At 72.1% G+C, this 15604-nt stretch carries 21 protein-coding genes and 1 pseudogene; 10 read left to right on the top strand and 12 right to left on the bottom strand.

What is annotated here, in order from left to right:
- The 5 genes from AB0L21_RS30385 to AB0L21_RS30365 all read right to left on the bottom strand — a co-directional run.
- Positions 1-191: nitrile hydratase subunit alpha (locus AB0L21_RS30385; RefSeq protein WP_365787662.1), on the bottom strand; the 191-nt coding region annotated here is incomplete at its 3' end.
- Positions 188-868: a nitrile hydratase subunit beta gene (nthB, locus tag AB0L21_RS30380; RefSeq protein ID WP_365787660.1), complete on the bottom strand. Its 681-nt coding sequence runs from the start codon at positions 866-868 to the stop codon at positions 188-190. The genes nthB and AB0L21_RS30385, both read right to left, overlap by 4 nt.
- 42 nt (positions 869-910) lie before the next feature.
- Complete coding sequence (locus AB0L21_RS30375; RefSeq protein WP_365787658.1) at positions 911-1699, bottom strand: CbtA family protein; 789 nt, start codon at positions 1697-1699, stop codon at positions 911-913.
- A 13-nt stretch (positions 1700-1712) separates the two neighbouring features.
- Positions 1713-1949: a CbtB-domain containing protein gene (locus AB0L21_RS30370; protein WP_365711375.1), complete on the bottom strand. Its 237-nt coding sequence runs from the start codon at positions 1947-1949 to the stop codon at positions 1713-1715.
- 129 nt (positions 1950-2078) lie between these two features.
- The gene (locus AB0L21_RS30365) at positions 2079-2765 is read right to left on the bottom strand and encodes a TetR/AcrR family transcriptional regulator C-terminal domain-containing protein (protein WP_365787656.1); all 687 of its coding nucleotides are present in this window, start codon (positions 2763-2765) and stop codon (positions 2079-2081) included.
- Positions 2766-2818: 53 nt separating this feature from the next.
- Here AB0L21_RS30365 and AB0L21_RS30360 point away from each other — a divergent pair, with 53 nt between their 5' ends.
- The 3 genes from AB0L21_RS30360 to AB0L21_RS30350 all read left to right on the top strand — a co-directional run bounded on the left by AB0L21_RS30360 (position 2819) and on the right by AB0L21_RS30350 (position 5018).
- On the top strand, positions 2819-3937 hold the full coding sequence (locus tag AB0L21_RS30360) for an NAD(P)/FAD-dependent oxidoreductase (RefSeq protein ID WP_365787654.1): 1119 nt from the start codon (positions 2819-2821) through the stop codon (positions 3935-3937).
- A gap of 464 nt (positions 3938-4401) precedes the next feature.
- On the top strand, positions 4402-4641 hold the full coding sequence (locus AB0L21_RS30355) for a hypothetical protein (protein ID WP_365711370.1): 240 nt from the start codon (positions 4402-4404) through the stop codon (positions 4639-4641).
- Positions 4641-5018: a fic family toxin-antitoxin system, toxin component gene (locus AB0L21_RS30350; protein ID WP_365711384.1), complete on the top strand. Its 378-nt coding sequence runs from the start codon at positions 4641-4643 to the stop codon at positions 5016-5018. The genes AB0L21_RS30355 and AB0L21_RS30350 overlap by 1 nt, the downstream gene beginning before the upstream one ends.
- 22 nt (positions 5019-5040) lie before the next feature.
- On the opposite strand, the gene crcB (AB0L21_RS30345) is transcribed toward AB0L21_RS30350, so the two are convergent.
- From crcB (AB0L21_RS30345) to AB0L21_RS30330, 4 genes are all read right to left on the bottom strand, one after another.
- The gene (gene crcB, locus AB0L21_RS30345; protein ID WP_365711368.1) at positions 5041-5415 is read right to left on the bottom strand and encodes a fluoride efflux transporter CrcB; all 375 of its coding nucleotides are present in this window, start codon (positions 5413-5415) and stop codon (positions 5041-5043) included.
- Positions 5412-5768, bottom strand: coding sequence for a DUF190 domain-containing protein (locus AB0L21_RS30340; protein WP_365711366.1), 357 nt, complete (start codon positions 5766-5768; stop codon positions 5412-5414). Before AB0L21_RS30340 ends, crcB (AB0L21_RS30345) begins: the two co-directional genes overlap by 4 nt.
- On the bottom strand, positions 5765-6256 hold the full coding sequence (gene crcB / locus AB0L21_RS30335) for a fluoride efflux transporter CrcB (RefSeq protein WP_365787652.1): 492 nt from the start codon (positions 6254-6256) through the stop codon (positions 5765-5767). The genes AB0L21_RS30340 and crcB (AB0L21_RS30335) overlap by 4 nt, the downstream gene beginning before the upstream one ends.
- A gap of 206 nt (positions 6257-6462) precedes the next feature.
- Positions 6463-7428 carry a phosphotransferase gene (locus tag AB0L21_RS30330; RefSeq protein ID WP_365787666.1) on the bottom strand — a complete coding sequence of 322 codons (966 nt, stop codon included), beginning with the start codon at positions 7426-7428 and terminating at the stop codon, positions 6463-6465.
- Between the two features lie 156 nt (positions 7429-7584).
- Here AB0L21_RS30330 and AB0L21_RS30325 point away from each other — a divergent pair, with 156 nt between their 5' ends.
- On the top strand, positions 7585-8217 hold the full coding sequence (locus AB0L21_RS30325; protein ID WP_365711362.1) for a TetR/AcrR family transcriptional regulator: 633 nt from the start codon (positions 7585-7587) through the stop codon (positions 8215-8217).
- A gap of 361 nt (positions 8218-8578) precedes the next feature.
- Here the strand turns inward: AB0L21_RS30325 and AB0L21_RS30320 are convergent, their stop codons facing one another.
- The gene (locus AB0L21_RS30320; RefSeq protein WP_365787650.1) at positions 8579-9043 is read right to left on the bottom strand and encodes a MarR family transcriptional regulator; all 465 of its coding nucleotides are present in this window, start codon (positions 9041-9043) and stop codon (positions 8579-8581) included.
- Positions 9044-9099: 56 nt separating this feature from the next.
- On the opposite strand from AB0L21_RS30320, the gene AB0L21_RS30315 reads away from it, so the two are divergent.
- From AB0L21_RS30315 to AB0L21_RS30305, 3 genes are all read left to right on the top strand, one after another.
- A complete protein-coding gene (locus AB0L21_RS30315; protein WP_365787648.1) occupies positions 9100-9972 on the top strand; it encodes an SDR family NAD(P)-dependent oxidoreductase in 873 nt (290 codons plus the stop codon).
- A 500-nt stretch (positions 9973-10472) separates the two neighbouring features.
- Entirely contained in the window at positions 10473-10694 is a 222-nt protein-coding gene (locus AB0L21_RS30310) for a hypothetical protein (protein ID WP_365711356.1), read from the top strand.
- 351 nt (positions 10695-11045) lie between these two features.
- Positions 11046-11807, top strand: a complete 762-nt coding sequence (locus tag AB0L21_RS30305) for a class I SAM-dependent methyltransferase (protein WP_365787646.1) — start codon at positions 11046-11048, stop codon at positions 11805-11807.
- Between the two features lie 132 nt (positions 11808-11939).
- Here AB0L21_RS30305 and AB0L21_RS30300 read toward each other — a convergent pair.
- Positions 11940-12197 (bottom strand): annotated as a pseudogene (locus tag AB0L21_RS30300) (hypothetical protein); the annotation flags it as partial.
- A 17-nt stretch (positions 12198-12214) separates the two neighbouring features.
- Here AB0L21_RS30300 and coaD point away from each other — a divergent pair.
- The 3 genes from coaD (at position 12215) to AB0L21_RS30285 (ending at position 13392) form a co-directional block, all read left to right on the top strand.
- A complete protein-coding gene (gene coaD / locus AB0L21_RS30295) occupies positions 12215-12703 on the top strand; it encodes a pantetheine-phosphate adenylyltransferase (RefSeq protein WP_365787644.1) in 489 nt (162 codons plus the stop codon).
- Positions 12704-12802: 99 nt separating this feature from the next.
- Positions 12803-13096: a hypothetical protein gene (locus tag AB0L21_RS30290; RefSeq protein WP_365787642.1), complete on the top strand. Its 294-nt coding sequence runs from the start codon at positions 12803-12805 to the stop codon at positions 13094-13096.
- Positions 13097-13194: 98 nt separating this feature from the next.
- Positions 13195-13392: a hypothetical protein gene (locus AB0L21_RS30285; protein WP_365787641.1), complete on the top strand. Its 198-nt coding sequence runs from the start codon at positions 13195-13197 to the stop codon at positions 13390-13392.
- A gap of 101 nt (positions 13393-13493) precedes the next feature.
- Here the strand turns inward: AB0L21_RS30285 and AB0L21_RS30280 are convergent, their stop codons facing one another.
- Complete coding sequence (locus tag AB0L21_RS30280; RefSeq protein ID WP_365787639.1) at positions 13494-15557, bottom strand: SpoIIE family protein phosphatase; 2064 nt, start codon at positions 15555-15557, stop codon at positions 13494-13496.
- Positions 15558-15604: the final 47 nt, after the last annotated feature.

Here is a 15604-nt window from a genome sequence, read left to right as displayed (position 1 = left end):
TACTCGGGGTCGGTCCACGCCTTCGCGACGACCTTGGCGCCGTTGAGCGGGCCCACCTGGGTCTCATAGGTGGTGATGATCCCGTCCATCACCTTCGGGTCGATCAGTCCCCGCTCGGTGAGCAGCTGCTCCAGTGCCTCCGTGCGCAGGGAGGGGGGAAGGCGGTCGCCCGTTCCGCTGGTGGTGGTCATGAGGTCTTCTCCAGGTAGCTCTCGTACATCTCGACGGTGAGTGCGAAGGGTGCGGCGTCGGCGCCCCACAGCTCGCGCGAGTCGAACCGCACCGAGTAGACGTGCTGCGGGTTCTCGCCCAGGAAGTGCGCGTTGGTGTCCGGCAGCACGGAGGCGGGCTGAACGCGCTCGACGACACCGATGTGTCCGCGCACATAGGCCGGCAGCCGGGTGTGGCCGGGCACCGGCATGTCCTTGGTCCGTACGCGCTCTCCGGTGGTGAAGGCCGGGGCGGTGTCCACGGAGCGCAGCGAGCCGGCGCCGACCGGCGCCGCGGTCGGCGCGTAGTCGGGTCGCGGGGCCGGGACGGGCGGCTCTTCGACGTGCTCGCCCCGCAGAGCGCGGGCGCGGGCGTCGATCGCACCCGGTGCCAGGGTGGCGCTTTCCGTGAGCATCAGCTCCGCGCAGTTCAGCCAGCGCCCGAAGTAGCCGTCGTCCAGGTAGGCGGCCCGGTCCAGGCGCTCCAGGGCATGCCGGAAGGCGTCCGGGTTGTAGCCGCCGAACGCGATGCGGCTGGAGAGAAGCGCCAGTGCGAACGCCCGGCCCTGCCAGCGTTGCTCGAAGACCGGTTCGTCAGCCCTCGGCGGGCGAAGGGAGCCCCATCCCGGGGTGCCCCCCATATCGGCAATACCATCCATGAGTGACCTCTCGTAGATATGCCTTATAAGGGACATTTTCGATCAAATTAGGGTGGGCGGCTCGATCGGCGCGGTACGGACCCGTACGGATCCGCCGTGCGGTGCCGTCCGCGGGGAACGACGGGCGGCCCGCTCACCCAGCAGGCCGAACGCCGTGCCCAGCGCCGCCCACAGCACCAGCGCGGTGGCGACCGACCAGAGCCTGAAGTCCCACAGTTCTCCGGCCGGGACGGCGAGGGCATCGGGATTGTCCGGCAGTGCGAACAACGCCGCTGTCGCCGCGCCGAGGACTCCCGCGACGCAGAGCTGCCGGGCCGGTGCGCCATGGCCGCGGCGGGCCAGATGGTCGTGCAGGGCCCAGGCCAGGACCACACCGATCAGGCTGATGGCGATCGCGCCGAGCCAGGCCTGCGTGCGCAGGCCGACCGTGCCGGGGTCGCCGACACCGGGCGGGTTGGACGGGTAGCGCACGAACGGCAGCAGCCACACGCCGGTGAATCCCGCGGCGGCCAGCCGCAGCGCCCGCCGCCAGGCCTCGGTGTCGGGGGCCCGCCTGTGCAGCAGCAGATGGACGACGGCGAAGAGCAGGCCCAGGGCCAGGCCGGTGACGGTCGTCGCCACCAGCAGGCCGGCGTGCTGGGTGGCCCGGGAGAAGATCTCCGCGTGCTGACCGGCGTCGGCCGGGGGCCCGGTGACCTCGCGGGCCGGCTCCCGGCGCACGGCGCGGTCCATCAGCGGTTCGACGAGGAACCAGGAGAATCCTCCGCTGAGCAGACCGGCCACGGTTCCCGCGGCCACGCCACGGCCCAGCAGCCTCATGACGGAACTCATGTGTGGCACCTCGTCAGTGGCAGGGCGCGCCGAGCAGGTGCCGGCCGTCGTGGGCGAACTCATGCAGGTAGTTCGCGCTCGTGGCGAGCTTGCCGAGGACGGGGGACAGCAGTTGTCCCTGGTCCAGGAAGACGGCGTACAGCGCCAGCAGGGCGAGGACGACGGCGGTGACGGCGACGGCGGCGTCGCGCAGCGGACGAACCGCCAGTACGGGAGAGGTGCCGGCTGCGGACAGGGGCGGATGCGGCATGAGGGGCTCCTTCGTGGGCCTCGGGGAGGTCTCCCGGCCACAGTACGAGCATATGCTCCTAAATGGAAGGGGTGCCCACGGTGGCGGGATCGTCACCGGTCGCCGCCCTTTTCGGGGCCAAGAAAACGATCAAGGACGGGTGAGTTTGGCGGCCACGGCGTCGAGGACCCAGTCCAGGCCGGTCGCGAAGGATGTCCCGGCGTCCACGTCCGTGCCGTCGTGCACGGCCCTGGCCAGTGCCGGGAAGCGGCCCGTGGCCAACATCCTCGTCACATGCGGGCCGGAGGCGCGCTGCCAGTCGCGCTTGGACAGGCCTGTGGCGCGCTCGGCCCGCAGGTTCGCGATCTCGCGCCTGAGCGCGCCCGTGACGTAGGCGCTGACAGTCTCCGCGGCGCGCATGACGGTGTCGACGTCGGCGAGGCCGTCGAGGGCGGCCAGCGTGGCCTCGGTCACCGCGAGGCCGTTCGGGCCCAGGGGCGGGCGTCCGCCGAGCAGGTCGGCCAGCCATTCGTGACGGAGAGCGGCCTGCCTGGTGCGGTGGGCGAGGCTGCGCAGCGCCTCCCGCCAGTCACCGGGCTGCTCCTCGGGCAGGATCTCGGCCTGGACCTCGTCCATCATGAGGTCGAACAGCTCCTGCTTGGTGGAGATGAATCCGTACAGCCGCATCGGGCCGGCGTTCAGCCGGGCGGCGACCTTGCGCAACGACACCGCCTCCAGCCCGCCCTCGTCGGCCAGCGCGATGGCGGCGGCGACGATCCGCTCCCGGTCGAGCGGCACGGGGCGAGTCGGCGGCTCCGGCCGGTCCCAGACAGTCATGGTCACACCGTTCTGTTGCGATACATCGTATTGCTGAAATACAGTGTATCGACATGAGACGTCGTATCGCCGTGGTCGGGAGCGGCCCCGCCGGCCTCACCTTCGCCCGTGTGCTGCACCGCCATGGCCACCCCGTCGCCGTCCTGGAACGCGACCCCGCCCCCGACGCCCGCCCCCCGGGCGGCACGCTGGACCTGCAACAAGGGCTGGGCCAGCTCGCGCTGGACAAGGCGGGGCTGCTGGCGGAGTTCCGGGCGCTGTCCCGTCCCGAGGGGCAGGCCATGCGCATCCTGGACACGGACGGGACCGTCCTGCGCGACTGGCGGCCCCGTCCGCACGACCGGGCCAATCCCGAGATCGACCGCGGGCAGCTTCGTGACCTGCTGCTCGGCCCTCTCGACGTCCAGTGGGGCCGGAGCGTGACGCAGGTGGTGCCGGGGACCCGTGACGGCGTACTGGTCCATTGCGCGGACGGGCGACAGGAGACGTTCGACCTCGTGGTCGGCGCGGACGGCGCCTGGTCCCGGGTGCGCCCGGCAGTCTCGTCGGTGACGCCGCACTACACCGGCGTCACCTCGGTCGAGACCTCCCTCGACGACGTCGACACCCGCCACCCTGACCTCGCCCGGTTGATCGGCGAGGGTTCCGTCGCTGTGTACGGCGTGAACCGAGCGCTCGTCGCCCAGCGCAACAGCGGCGGCCACGTCAAGGTGTACGCCCAGTTCCGCGCGCCGCTGGACTGGCACCCGGACCTGGACCCGGCCGACGCCGAGGCCGTGCGATCGAGCCTGCTGGCTCTGTTCGACGGCTGGGCCGCTCCCGTCCTCGACCTCCTGCGCCACGGCACCGCTTTCGTCCACCGCCCCCTCTACGTCCTGCCCGCCTCCCACACCTGGACCCACGTCCCCGGGGTGACGCTCCTGGGCGACGCCGCCCACCTGATGCCCCCCTTGGGGGCGGGCGCGAACCTCGCCATGCTGGAAGGCGCCGAACTCGCCGAGTCCATCGCCGCCGGCCCCGAAGATCTGGACGAGGCCGTGCGCGCCTTCGAGGAACAGATGTGGGCACGGGCCGGCAGGTGGGCGAAGATCACGATGGCCGGTCTCGAACGCCTGGTGAGCCCGGACCCCGCCGAAGCCCTCGCCGTCTTCGACCAAGTCCAGCCATCCTGACCGCCAAGCGCCGGAGCACCGGCGCCGGGCCGCGAACAGCCCGCGACCCGCGTCACCGTGGCGGCTCGGCGAGCCGCAGCAGGACGCCGCACAGCACCCCCGGCAATCGGACGGGACGCACAGGCGCAGGTGGCCGGCGGAGCGGACGACCGACAGGCCCGGGTCCGGGGTCATGTACGGCGGGGGACGGTCCGGCCGGAGGGCCACTGACCTGCCGCGCCCTCCAAATGCCGAGGAGCGCAGAGCGGGAGGGGACGGTGACGAACCGGGGCTTGGCGTTGTGCGCGGCGACGGCACGCCAGGCCATCGCGCCGACCACCACGGCGGCCACACCCGCGAACACCGCGCGGCGCCGCCACCGCACCGGTCGCCGTTCCCTCTCACGCACCGCGCCGTGCCCGCGGGGCCGTACGAGATCCCGGAAAACCTACCCCTGCCCTGGTAACAGCTGTTACCGTCGAGGGATGGCGAAGACACAGCTGGGCGCGCGCGTCGATGAGGAGATCGCGGAACTGGCCCGGGCCCGGGCCAGGGACCGCGGCCTGAGCGTCGGCGACTACATCGCCTCCCTGGTACGGGACGACACCGGCGGACTGCGGCAGCGCGGCATGGACGCCGCCCGGCGCTTCCTCGACGAGCACCAGGCCGTCTTCGACGCGGCGGAGGACGCGGACCGGGGCACCCCGGGCATGCACGCCGCGTGATGGAGCTGTACATCGACGTCCCGTGGATCCTTGAGGTCGCGGAGCTGGCCGGCGCGCGGGACCCGGCCCCCGAGGACTACGGCGTGCCGGTGGCCGCCGTCGCCTGCCACCGCGCGGAACTGCTGGAACAACCCGTCTACGACGGCCCGTTCGCCCGGGCCGCCGCACTGGTGCACATCCTGGGCCGCTGCCGCTGGCTGGAGCGCTCCAACATGGCCGTCGCCGCGGCGACGGGCGTGATGTACCTGGAAGCCTCCGGCATCCCGGTCAAGCCCACCCACGACGACGCCGTGGCCCTGCGCGACCTCCTGCGGGACCCCCTGTGCACCGCACACGGAATCGCCGCCCTGCTGCGCACCTGGCCCCGGACGACCTGACCGCCACGTCCGCCCGTCGCGGTCAGGACCACATCGCCTGGGCGACGGCGGTGCCCACGAACGCGGCGCCGAGGCCGGTGACCACGCTGGCGATCACGTTGGCGGCGGCGAAGAACCTGGCGCCGGCCCCGGCCAGCCGCAGCGTCTCGTAGGAGAAGGTCGAGTAGGTGGAGAGCGCTCCGCAGAACCCGGTGCCGAGCAGCATCTGGACCGAGTGGGAGGCGGCGCCGTAGGTGACGGCACCGGACAGGAGCCCCAGGATCAGGCAGCCGGTCACGTTGACGACGAAGGTGCCCCAGGGGAAGACGGTGTCGTGCCGGGCCTGCACGGCGCGGTCGGTCAGGTACCGCAGCGGCGCGCCGGCCACGGCGCCGGCGATGACGAGGAGCCAGTTCACTTCGCCCGCTTCTCCCTGTCACGTCCGACGTACCGGATGACCTCGCACTCGTCGAGGATCACCAGCCCCTCGGTGACCAGGTCGTCCAGTTGGGGCAGGAAGGCGCGGACGCGGGCCGCGTCGTCCACGATGACGACCGCCACGGGCAGGTCCTCGCTGAGCGACAGCAGGCGGCTGGTGTGGATCAGGGAGGAGGCGCCGTAGCCCTCGATGCCCCTGAACGCGCTCGCGCCGGCCAGCCCGGCCTTGTGGGCGCGGTGGATGATCTCGCCGTAGAGCGGCTTGTGACGGAAGGTGTCGCCCTCGCCGACGAAGACGGTCAGGCGTAGCGCGGAGCCGTGCAGCCGTGTCACTTCGTCCTCCTCGTCCTCCACGAGATCAGGCGGCGGGTCGCCGCTGCCGCGAGCCACACGGCCGCGAGCGCGGCGAGCGGGGTGGCGGCCAGGTAGGCCAGGCCGGTACGGGCGTGGCCGCTCTGCACCAGCTGCTGGATGTCGACGCTGTAGGTGGAGAAGGTCGTGAAGCCGCCCAGGACGCCGGTGCCGAAGAAAGGGCGGACCAGCCGGTGCGCGGACCACACCTCCGTGATGACGACCATGAAGGCACCGATCACCGCGCAGCCGGCCGCGTTCACCGCGAGGGTGGTCCAGGGGAAGGCGCCGGCGGCGGTCGGCCACAGCAGGGAGGCGCCGTAGCGGGCCACGGCCCCCAGCGCGCCGCCGGCCGCGACCACCGTGATCACGGAAGCCTGCCCGTCGGCGAGTCCGCGGCGTCGCGCGGGCGCCGACGGATCCACGCCGGGCACGGTGGGCTCCGTGATCTGGTCGTGTGGAGCTGGCATGGGCGCGCGTCTCCTACTCGTGCAGCCGCCCGGCATGCGGGCGCGTGCGGTCACAAGCAGGGACTGTTGGCGGCGTCGGTGCCGCGGTTCGGGTGCGGCGAGCCCCACCGCCGCGCGACCGCCTGGTCCGGGCTGCCGCTGCTGACCAGGGTAACCGGGGCCACCGACCACCGTCGCGCCGGCTGCCGTGCGGCGGCGTCAAGCGGTCAGCACAGGTCGAGCGCCGCGCGCAGGTTGTGCTCGGCGATGCCCGCCATCGCCGCCCGGTCGGGGAAGTCGCCGTCGAGCAGCCGCAGCGGCCCCGCCGTCAGCGAGAGCCGCTGCGCCAACAGGTAGAGCGCGAGCCGGTCCTCGTCCAGGCCGGCCACCGCCAGCGGCCCGTACGCGTCCCCCAGACGGATCCGCAGGAAGACGTGCTCCCATTCGACGTCGAAGTACATCGTGCCCTCGATGTCGATCACCACGGGGCGGCCGTCCGCGTCGACCAGCACATGGTCCGGTCCCAGCTCGCCGTGCACGACGGCGTACTGCTCGCGGGGCCGCACCGCGCCCGCCAGGTCCCGCAGCCGCTCCTCCAGCCGGACGCGGGCCGCGCCGATCCGCGGATCACGCGAGGCGGCCTCCGCGAGGTCCCGCAGCGCGCGGGCGAGTACGACCCCCTCGCACGACGTGCCGCGTGACGTCCCTCCGCCGTCGACCACGGCCACTTTGCCGTACGCGGGGGCCCGGTGACGCCGCATCGCCTCCAGCGCCTCCCCGAGCCGGTCCACGACCGGCGCGGCAGCGCGGGGGTCGCGCGCGAGGAGGTCCTGCAGGTTCTCCCCCCGGACGTCCTCCACGACCGCCAGATCGGACGGACCGTGCACGCCGGCCCGCTCGACCAGGCGGATCGCCGGGACACGGACGCCGAGCGCGTCCAGCCGCGCGTGCGCGGCCTCGAACAGGTCCAGCCCGAGACCGGGCGAGAACGGGTCGGTGAGGTCGTCGTCGCCCGGGGCCGCCGGCCAGTGGTTCTCCTGGTCGTCCCACACATACGCGACCGCCGTCGACGCGTCGTCCGTCACCAGCCGGTACACGCCCTTCTTGCTGCCGCCCGCGACCCGCTCGACCGCCTCCAGCCGCCGCCCGCCCAGCGCGGCCCGTGCCGCACCCGCCAGCCGCTCCCGCGTCACTGCCCCGGGTGTCACGTCCCCGCCGCCTCTCCGCCACGCCAACTCCCGCACGTTACGCGAGCTTTGAGAGGGTGGCGACTCGAAGAGGAAGGCGGGTGCCCCCTCGCATAAAATGGACCCGCAAGTCCAGAGTGGGGTGGAGGAGGGCACGTGAGCATGAGTGCAGGGACCGCACCGCGGCTGACCCCCAAGGGCATGGCCACCCGGCGTCGCATCGTGGAGGGCGCGGCCGAGGAGATCCGCGAGCGGGGCGCCGCCGGGACGACACTCGACGACATCCGGGCCCGCACCGCGACCAGCAAGAGCCAGATCTTCCACTACTTCCCCGGCGGGAAGGAGGAGTTGCTGCTGGCGGTGGCCGCCCGCGAGGCCGAACGCGTCCTGGAGGACCAGGAACCGCACCTCAGCGACCTGACCACGTGGGCGGCCTGGCAGGACTGGCGCGACGCGGTGGTACGGCGGTACGAACAGCAGGGCGGCAACTGCCCGCTCGGCGTGCTGATCACCGAGCTGGGCCCCACCACTCGGGCCGCACAGGCACTCATGGGCCAGTTGCTCGGCCAGTGGCAGTCAGCCCTGCGCACCGGCATCCAGCACATGCAGGACAGCGGCGAGGTCGACCGGCGGCTGGACGCCGACCGGACGGCGGCCGCACTCGTCGCGGCGGTGCAGGGCGGTGTGACCATCCTGATGTCCACCGGCGCCATCGGACACCTGGAAGCGGCCCTCGACACGACACTGACACTGCTGCGCACCGCCGCCCTTCCGGCGGCCCACCCCGGGACCTGACACGACGCGGGTCTCGGCGAGTCCCGGTTCGCGGAGCCGCCGCGGCCGGTGACGAGGTGGCCGGCCTTCTGCTGCCGTGGCCCGGCAGGTGGCCCCGGACGCGGACGGCGCGTTCGGCCTGCCGCTCCGCGTGGCCGGTGCCGCGCACGGCCTCGCCGTGTTCCATCCGCCAGGGGCTCGCCGGGGCGGGTGGCGGCGCCCTCGCGGACACGGAGAAGAAGGCCGCGCGGACGGCCCGGGACGTCGCGCGGGGCGACGGCGGCTGACGGCGGGGTGGCCGGGGCGCGGGCGGGACTCCCCGGCCCATGGCCGCCGCATGCGGGGCCGCCCGCCACGGCCGGCCGCGCGTCGGGCCGAGAGGTCAGCGTGTGCCGCTGCGCCGGGTGGCTTCGCCGGCGTCCGTGAGGAGTTGTTCCAGGCGCGTCAGCTGACGGGCGTCGAGGGCGCCGAAGATGCGCTGGAGTATCCGGGTGCCCGCCTGCTCGCCGGCGGCGAGGGCCGCGTGGCCCTGCTCGGTCAGCGTCACGGTCTTGCGCCGGCGGTCCACGGGATCGGGGGTCCGGGTGACCAGCCGCAGGCGTTCGAGGGCTTCGACGGCCTGGGTCACGGAGCGGGGCGCCTGGCCGAGCGCCTCGGCGAGTTCGGCCTGATGGAGAGCGCCGCGCTGGGCGAGGAGCCGTAGCAGCTTGGTGCGGGCCAGGGACAGGCCGGCCGCGGCCATGTGCTGATCGACCGCTGCCCGGACCTGGTGGGCGACGGTCAGGAACCGCAGGCCCACGTCCGCGGGGTCGGGGCTGGCGGGCAACGCTGTTTCGTGCTTGCTCATGACGTCGGGTATCGTCCCACACGGAATTGATGAGGTACCTCATGAATGGAGGAACGGTGACCCGTCCCGTTGCTGTGATCACCGGTGCGACCTCCGGGCTGGGCCGGATCGCCGCCCTGGACCTCGCCCGCCGCGGCTACGACCTCGGCATCGTGGCGCGGTCCCCGGACAGGGCCGGAGCCCTGCTCGCCGAGCTGGAGGAAGCGACAGGCGGCGCGGCGCGGGCCGACGTCTTCCTCGCCGACCTCGGAGTCGTCGCACAGGCCCGCCGGGCGGGCCGGGAGATCGCCGCGCGGTACGCGCGGCTGGACGTACTGGTCAACAACGCGGGCCTGCACGCGTTCGCCCAGCGCGTCACGGCCGAGGGGCTGGCGGAGATGACCGCCGTCAACTACCTCGGCCCGTTCGCCCTGACCCAGTCGCTGACGGACACGCTCCTGGCGTCCGGTCCGGCGCGGATCGTGAATGTCGCCTCCGAGGCCTCCCGGCGGGCCGGGAGCATCGCGCCGGCCACGGACCTGCGGCACACCGCCCCCTACACGCGGCGCGCGTCGATGGCGCTGTACGGCCGGACCAAGCTGATGACCATCATGTGGACCCAGGAACTGGCCCGGCGCCTGGACGCCACGAAGGTCACGGTGAACTGCTGCGACCCGGGCTTCAACGCCACCGGTCTCGGCCGCGACCTGCCCGGCTCCGCCGCGCTGCGGCGCGTCCTGAACGTCCTCAAGGTCGGCGACCCGCGCAGGGGCGCGCGGATCATCGTCCGCCTGGCGACCGATCCGGCGTTCGCGCACACCACCGGCGGCTACTTCTCCGTACGCGACGCCAAGCCGCTGCGGTGCCCTGAGCCCGGCCGTGACGAGGACGTCCAACGGCAGCTGTGGGCGGAAACGGAGTCGTTGCTCGCCGGGACGGGTGGTGCGTAGACGAGTCCGACCGCGCCGATCCGCCGCCCGCCCATTCACCCCTGCCGAGGGTGGGCCCGGAAGGGAGCGCACGGCGCCGGCACAGGTCGGGGAACGCGCGGCGACGCGCCAGGCCCCCAGGGCTGCGTAAGGCCGAGGCCGAGGCGGCGTACGAGGCCCTGGCCCGGTTCGGGGCAAGGTTCGGCCCGAGCCGCCGGAGGGGCGCCTGGGCCCTGCCCGGCTTCAGCCCGTGCGAACGCCTCCGGGCGCCGCTGCCGAGCACGGTCACACCCACGCCGGCACCGGGCCGGCTCGTGGCTGACTGTCGTCGGCTGAGAGGGGCTGCGGGCCGCAACCGTGCCGGATGCGGAGGTCAGCCATGGTCAGTGAAGGAGATCTGCGATTGATTTTTGCCGCGCCACGTCTCAAAAGCGCAGGTCAGCGGGGTGACGTAGTTGTTCCCGTCCGGATCTGTGCCAACGGCCACAGCAAACGGGGGCCCCGTGGGCTCATACTGAGGCATGACACAGCCTGCTGCACCGAAGCGTCACTTGCCCACCAGCCCCTTCAAGGCCCCCGTCGTACGGGCTCCCAAACACTTCGCCGTAGGTGACCAGGTCACACACGATGTGTACGGCCTCGGGCGGGTCATGGGCATCGAGGACGGAATCGCGGCACTCGTGGATTTCGGCTCGGCGCAATTGCGGATCTTGAGCCCGTACGCCAAGATGACCAAGCTGTAGGACCGTTGTGCCCGGTCACGGCACACCAGGACCCTTCGGGGACCTGTAACGAAAGAGAGACCTCTCATCGATTCGACGTCGCTGTTCTCCGCCCTGGAAGGGCAACCCCGCCGCTCCGCTGCGGCATCGCCGCCTCCGGCGACGAACCCCTTCCAGGCCCCTGACTTCGGGGAGAACGAGACCTGGGTCCTCGACGACGCGCAGGAGCCCGCCCCGGGTGTGCGCGCCGCGCGACCCGAGGCAGCGTAGCTCCACGCATGACGGTGGCTCCGGCACCTGGCCGTAGGCCGTCTCCGGGCGCCCGTCAGGTGCACCTCGTCAACGCCCCAACAGGCGGGCTGGGCTGCGGCGATGGACCGCGTCACCGAGGTGCCTGAGAGCTTCGACCGGTCTGCCGGTCCGGCCCGGGCGAACGACTACGACAGCTTCGCGGAGGCGTACTCGGCGGAGACCGAGAACAACCTCGTGAACGCGTACTACGCGCGGCCCGCGATGCTGGCCCTCGCCGGAGACGTGGCCGGCCGTCGGATCCTGGACGCCGGCTGCGGCTCGGGCGCCCTGTCCGCTGCCCTGCGCGACCGCGGTGCCGTCGTCACCGGCATCGACGCCAGCGCCGGGATGCTGGCGCTGGCCAGGCGGCGGCTCGGCGACGACGCGGCCCTCCACCTGGCCGACCTGAGCGACCGTCTGCCGTTCGCGGACGGCGCGTTCGACGACGTGGTCGCGTCGCTGGTCCTGCACTACCTGGAGGACTGGGAGCCGACGCTGGCCGAGTTGCGGCGGGTGCTCAGGCCCGGCGGGCGGCTGATCGCGTCGGTGGACCACCCCATCGTGGCCTACACCTTCCAGGACCCCCGGCCCGACTATTTCGCGACCACCAGCTACACCTTCGACTGGACGTTCCACGGGCGGTCCGTCCCGATGAGGTTCTGGCGCAAGCCGCTGCACGCGATGACCGATGCCTTCACCACCGCCGGATTCCGCCTTGCCGGCATCAGCGAGCCGCAGCCCGACCCGGCCGCCCGTGAACTGTTCCCCGACGGCTTCCAGGACCTTTCGACCAAGCCCAACTTCCTGTTCTTCGTCGTCGAGGTACCGCCGTCGGCTACCTAGCAGGTCGAAGAGACGGCTGTCGCCGTCGAGTGCCGCCTCGTCCGGCAGCGGCTGCGGGGCGCCCGGGGTGATCTGGGCGTCGTCGGTGTGCGGTGCGATCTCGTAGAGCTGGTGCCGGGCGACGGCACCGCAGGTCTGCGGCGACTGCGACGTATCCCACCGGGTCCAGCGACCGCGATCCGGGCCGGCCTCCCGCAGTGCGTCCCGGAGCTGCCGCGCCGGCGCGGTCCACCACGCCGGCACGGCCTCGCGCTCCCGAGGCGGCCTGGGCGTCCCGCGGCGCGGACTTGGCCGTGGCGGCCGGTCCCGCGGCGACGGTGGCGGCCCAGGCGCGGCGCCCCTCGCCTCGATCAGACGCAGCAGCTCGGGGCACGCGAAAGTGTTTCCCACCCCGGGTGTCCAGCGACATGCCCAGTTGGCTGCCCCGGCACTTCACTACCGGGTTCGACCGCTTGTTACTCTTTCCGATCATGCGAGCCCTCTTCCCAGGATCCTTCGACCCGGTCACGCAAGGGCACCAGGACGTACTCCGGCGCGCTGCCCTCCTGTTCGACGAGGTCGTCGTGTGCGTGATGTTCAATCCGAACAAAGCCGGCCGCTTGCCCATCGCGGAACGGCTGGACCGGCTCCGCGCGGCAGCAACCGACTTGAGCAACGTCACGGTCGACTCCCACACCGGCGGCCTGCTGGTCGACTACTGTCGCCGAGTCGGAATCGACGTCGTCATCCGTGGTGTCCGCGGCGTTCGCGACCTGGACTACGAGATGCCGATGGCCCGCATGAACCACGAGCTGGCCGGAGTCGAAACGTTCTTCATCGCTGCCGACCCCGCCCTGGCCCACATCTCCTCCACCCTCGTCACCGCGGCGAGTCAACAGGGCCGTGGACAGGTCTAAGTGTTCGGCCTGTCGATGGACTACCAGGTGTTCGCGGGTGTGGAGTCGCCGAGTTCGGGGCCGGCCAGCTGCTGATGCCTGACGACTTGTTGCTGAGCGGTGGTCAGGAAGGCCCCCGGGAGCCCGGTTCGCTCTCGAGGTGCTGAGCACGCGTCCGTACCCGTAGTCGCTAGGGGGACGATGGACTTCGACGTCGTAACGCTTGGCGTTATCGCCGGGCTCAGTGGAATTCTCTCTACCTTGTCCCGCTTGGCTGTGGTCTGGTTGAGATCACGCCATCCCAGAAGAGCGCGCATGACGGTGGGAGGGGTGCAAGTGGACTTGGACCTTTCCAACCCCAAGGAAGCCGCGGAGTACTTGAGGCACCTGCAAGAGCGGACTCCCGGGGGCTGAACCTGTGTCGACTCAAGTAACAGGCGCGGGGAGCAGCGGGGCCTCGGTACTGGCTTCCCAGCCCCGTAGGCAAACTGTTTCTCTATCTTGCCCCGGTTGTGGCCATCGCCTTCACCGTCGTGATGAGCTGGATATTCGCGAAGCTGGAGCAGCGTGAAATCCGCAACCAGAACGCCAAGGCCATCGCGACGGTTGAAGCGGAAATCAACAGCCCGGATTGCTCCCTTGCGCGCAAGCAGGAGCTTCAAGTGATACTGAAAGCACTCCGGGACGAAAGAATTGCCTATCGACTCTAGGAAGTGGCTGCCCTCTTGGCTGATCCGATGCGCTCATACGGAACGGCCCGTGGCCGCAACACCGAGCGTGCCGTTGTGCCGCCGGTTGTCAGGCGCGGCACCTACAGGGCCCGGGCCACGAGCAGGGCCACGTCGTCGTGGTCGTCGGGGTGCCGCAGGCCGTACAGCAGGAGGTCGCAGGTCTCCTCCAGGGGCCGCTCGGGTGCGTCGAGGAAGCCGAGCAGGGTGTTCAACCGGTCGTCGATCGAGTGCTGCCGGGTTTCGACGAGGCCGTCGGTGTAGAGCACGAGCAGGTCGCCGGGTCCCAGCTCGGCCGTGGCGGTCTCGAACCGGATGCCGCCGACACCGAGCGGGGCACCGGAGGGCAGGTCGAGCAGCCTCGGGGCCTCGCCGGCGCGGGCCAGCGCGGGCGGCATGTGTCCCGCGTTGGCCATGCGGCACCGTCTCGTGTGCGGGTCGAACACGGCGTAGAGACACGTCACGATGTAGTGCTCCAGATCGCAGGTGATCTTGTCCAGATGCTGGAGCACCTCGCCCGGGTCCAGGTCCAGGTCCGCGTAGGCACAGGTGGCGGTGCGCAGCCGGCCCATCGTGGCGGCGGCGTCGATGCCGTTGCCCATGACGTCCCCGACGACCAGGGCGGTCTTGTCGCCGGTCAGGGGGATGACGTCGTACCAGTCGCCGCCCACCTCGCTGGTGGCCTGCGCCGGCTGGTAGCGGGAGGCCAGCTGCAGGCCGGTGTGGTGCGGCGGATGGTCGGGGAGCAGGCTGCGCTGGAGGGTCAGGGCGGTGTTGCGCACGCTCTGGAACCAGCGGGCGTTGTCGATGGCGACGGCGGCACGGCTCGCCAGCTCACCGGCCAGGATGACGTCGTCCTCGTCGAACGGGGCCGGATTGCGGGTGCGTTTGAGGTCGAGGGCGCCCAGCACCTCGCCGTGGGCGATCAGCGGCACGGCGAGGTACGAGTGGACGCCGGAGCGCGCGAGCAGCGCGGCGGCCTCGGCGTCCCGGGCGATCCGCCGCAGATCGCGTTCGCCGACGTGCCGTACCAGGACCGGCCGGCCGGTGTGCACACACAGTGTGACCAGGCGGTCCCCGTCGTAGGAGGCGAGGTCACCGGGGGCGTCGGCCGCGCGCAGCGCCACGGTGGGGTGGGCCGCCCTCAGGGCGAGGGCGCGGAACAGCTCCGGGCCGCCCGCCGGCTCGCGCACGCGGCGGCAGGCCAGAGCGGAGTCGAGTACGTCCACGGCGACCACGTCGGCGAGTTCGCCGCTGGCGATCTCGGCCAGCTCGGCGGCGGTCTGCTCCACCTCCAGGCTGGTGCCGACGCGGGTGGAGGCGTGGGCGATCAGGGCCAGCCGGCGCCGGGCCCGGTCCGCCTCGGCCGTCGCCCGGTGCCGTTCGGTGACGTCGACGACCGACGTGGCCGCGCCCAGCACCCGCCCGCTCGGGTCCTCCAGGCGGTAGAACGACAGGGACCAGGCGTGCTCGTGCTCGGGGTCGGAGCGGGGACGGCCCACGTGGTACTGATCGAGCAGCGGGGTGCCGGTGGTGAGGACCTGACGCAGCGCGGACTCGACGGTGTCGACGTCGGGGAAGGGCAGGGTCTCCCGCAGGCCGCGGCCGAGGTGCTCCTCGGCGGGGATGCCGTCGATCCGCTCCAGCGCCGGGTTGACCAGCAGGTACCGCAGATCCGGGTCCATGAGGGCGAGACCGATCGGGGACTGGTTGATCAGCCGCTCGCACAGGGCGAGATCGGTCTCGACGCGTTGCAGCAGGCTGTGGTCGGCGGCGAGGCCGAGGGCGTAGACGTCCCCGAGGTCGTCGAGCAGCCGCATGTTGCGGAACTCCATCAGACGCGTGCTGCCGTCCTTGTGCCGGATGGGGAACGCGCCGGCCCAGCTCCGGCCGGTCTCCATGACCTCCGCGAACAGCTTGACGACCGCTTGCAGGTGCTCGGGGTGGATGATCAGGCGGGCCGCCGGTGTGCCGAGTGCCTCGTCCGCGGAGTAGCCGAACAGCTCCTCGGCCTGCGGGGTCCAGAACACGATGCGCCCGTCGGTGTCGAGGACCAGCGCGGCGACGCTGAGCACGTCCAGCAGGCTGGTCCGCCGGGGCGGCTCGACGTCGTACGGATCATCGTCGGGGAAGGATTGGGCTGTCATCCCTGCGCCTCCTGTACCGGCCGGCGGCGCCCGGCCCAGGCCCCGGT

Source organism: Streptomyces sp. NPDC052721, from assembly GCF_040678315.1.
In the GTDB taxonomy this organism is placed as follows: domain Bacteria; phylum Actinomycetota; class Actinomycetes; order Streptomycetales; family Streptomycetaceae; genus Streptomyces.
Note: the sequence above shows the minus strand (reverse complement) of the source record. Positions and strands in the feature narration are given on the sequence as shown.

Excerpts from the sequence above, each read along its gene's own strand:
- AB0L21_RS30365 (WP_365787656.1), bottom strand. The coding sequence starts at position 2,765 with ATGACTGTCTGGGACCGGCCGGAGCCGCCGACTCGCCCCGTGCCGCTC.
- AB0L21_RS30305 (WP_365787646.1), top strand. The coding sequence starts at position 11,046 with ATGGACCGCGTCACCGAGGTGCCTGAGAGCTTCGACCGGTCTGCCGGT.
- AB0L21_RS30280 (WP_365787639.1), bottom strand. The coding sequence starts at position 15,557 with ATGACAGCCCAATCCTTCCCCGACGATGATCCGTACGACGTCGAGCCG.
- coaD (WP_365787644.1), top strand. The coding sequence starts at position 12,215 with ATGCCCAGTTGGCTGCCCCGGCACTTCACTACCGGGTTCGACCGCTTG.
- AB0L21_RS30320 (WP_365787650.1), bottom strand. The coding sequence starts at position 9,043 with ATGAGCAAGCACGAAACAGCGTTGCCCGCCAGCCCCGACCCCGCGGAC.
- AB0L21_RS30375 (WP_365787658.1), bottom strand. The coding sequence starts at position 1,699 with ATGAGTTCCGTCATGAGGCTGCTGGGCCGTGGCGTGGCCGCGGGAACC.
- AB0L21_RS30310 (WP_365711356.1), top strand. The coding sequence starts at position 10,473 with ATGACACAGCCTGCTGCACCGAAGCGTCACTTGCCCACCAGCCCCTTC.
- nthB (WP_365787660.1), bottom strand. The coding sequence starts at position 868 with ATGGATGGTATTGCCGATATGGGGGGCACCCCGGGATGGGGCTCCCTT.
- AB0L21_RS30360 (WP_365787654.1), top strand. The coding sequence starts at position 2,819 with ATGAGACGTCGTATCGCCGTGGTCGGGAGCGGCCCCGCCGGCCTCACC.
- AB0L21_RS30370 (WP_365711375.1), bottom strand. The coding sequence starts at position 1,949 with ATGCCGCATCCGCCCCTGTCCGCAGCCGGCACCTCTCCCGTACTGGCG.
- AB0L21_RS30350 (WP_365711384.1), top strand. The coding sequence starts at position 4,641 with ATGGAGCTGTACATCGACGTCCCGTGGATCCTTGAGGTCGCGGAGCTG.
- AB0L21_RS30355 (WP_365711370.1), top strand. The coding sequence starts at position 4,402 with ATGGCGAAGACACAGCTGGGCGCGCGCGTCGATGAGGAGATCGCGGAA.
- crcB (WP_365787652.1), bottom strand. The coding sequence starts at position 6,256 with ATGCCAGCTCCACACGACCAGATCACGGAGCCCACCGTGCCCGGCGTG.
- AB0L21_RS30325 (WP_365711362.1), top strand. The coding sequence starts at position 7,585 with ATGAGTGCAGGGACCGCACCGCGGCTGACCCCCAAGGGCATGGCCACC.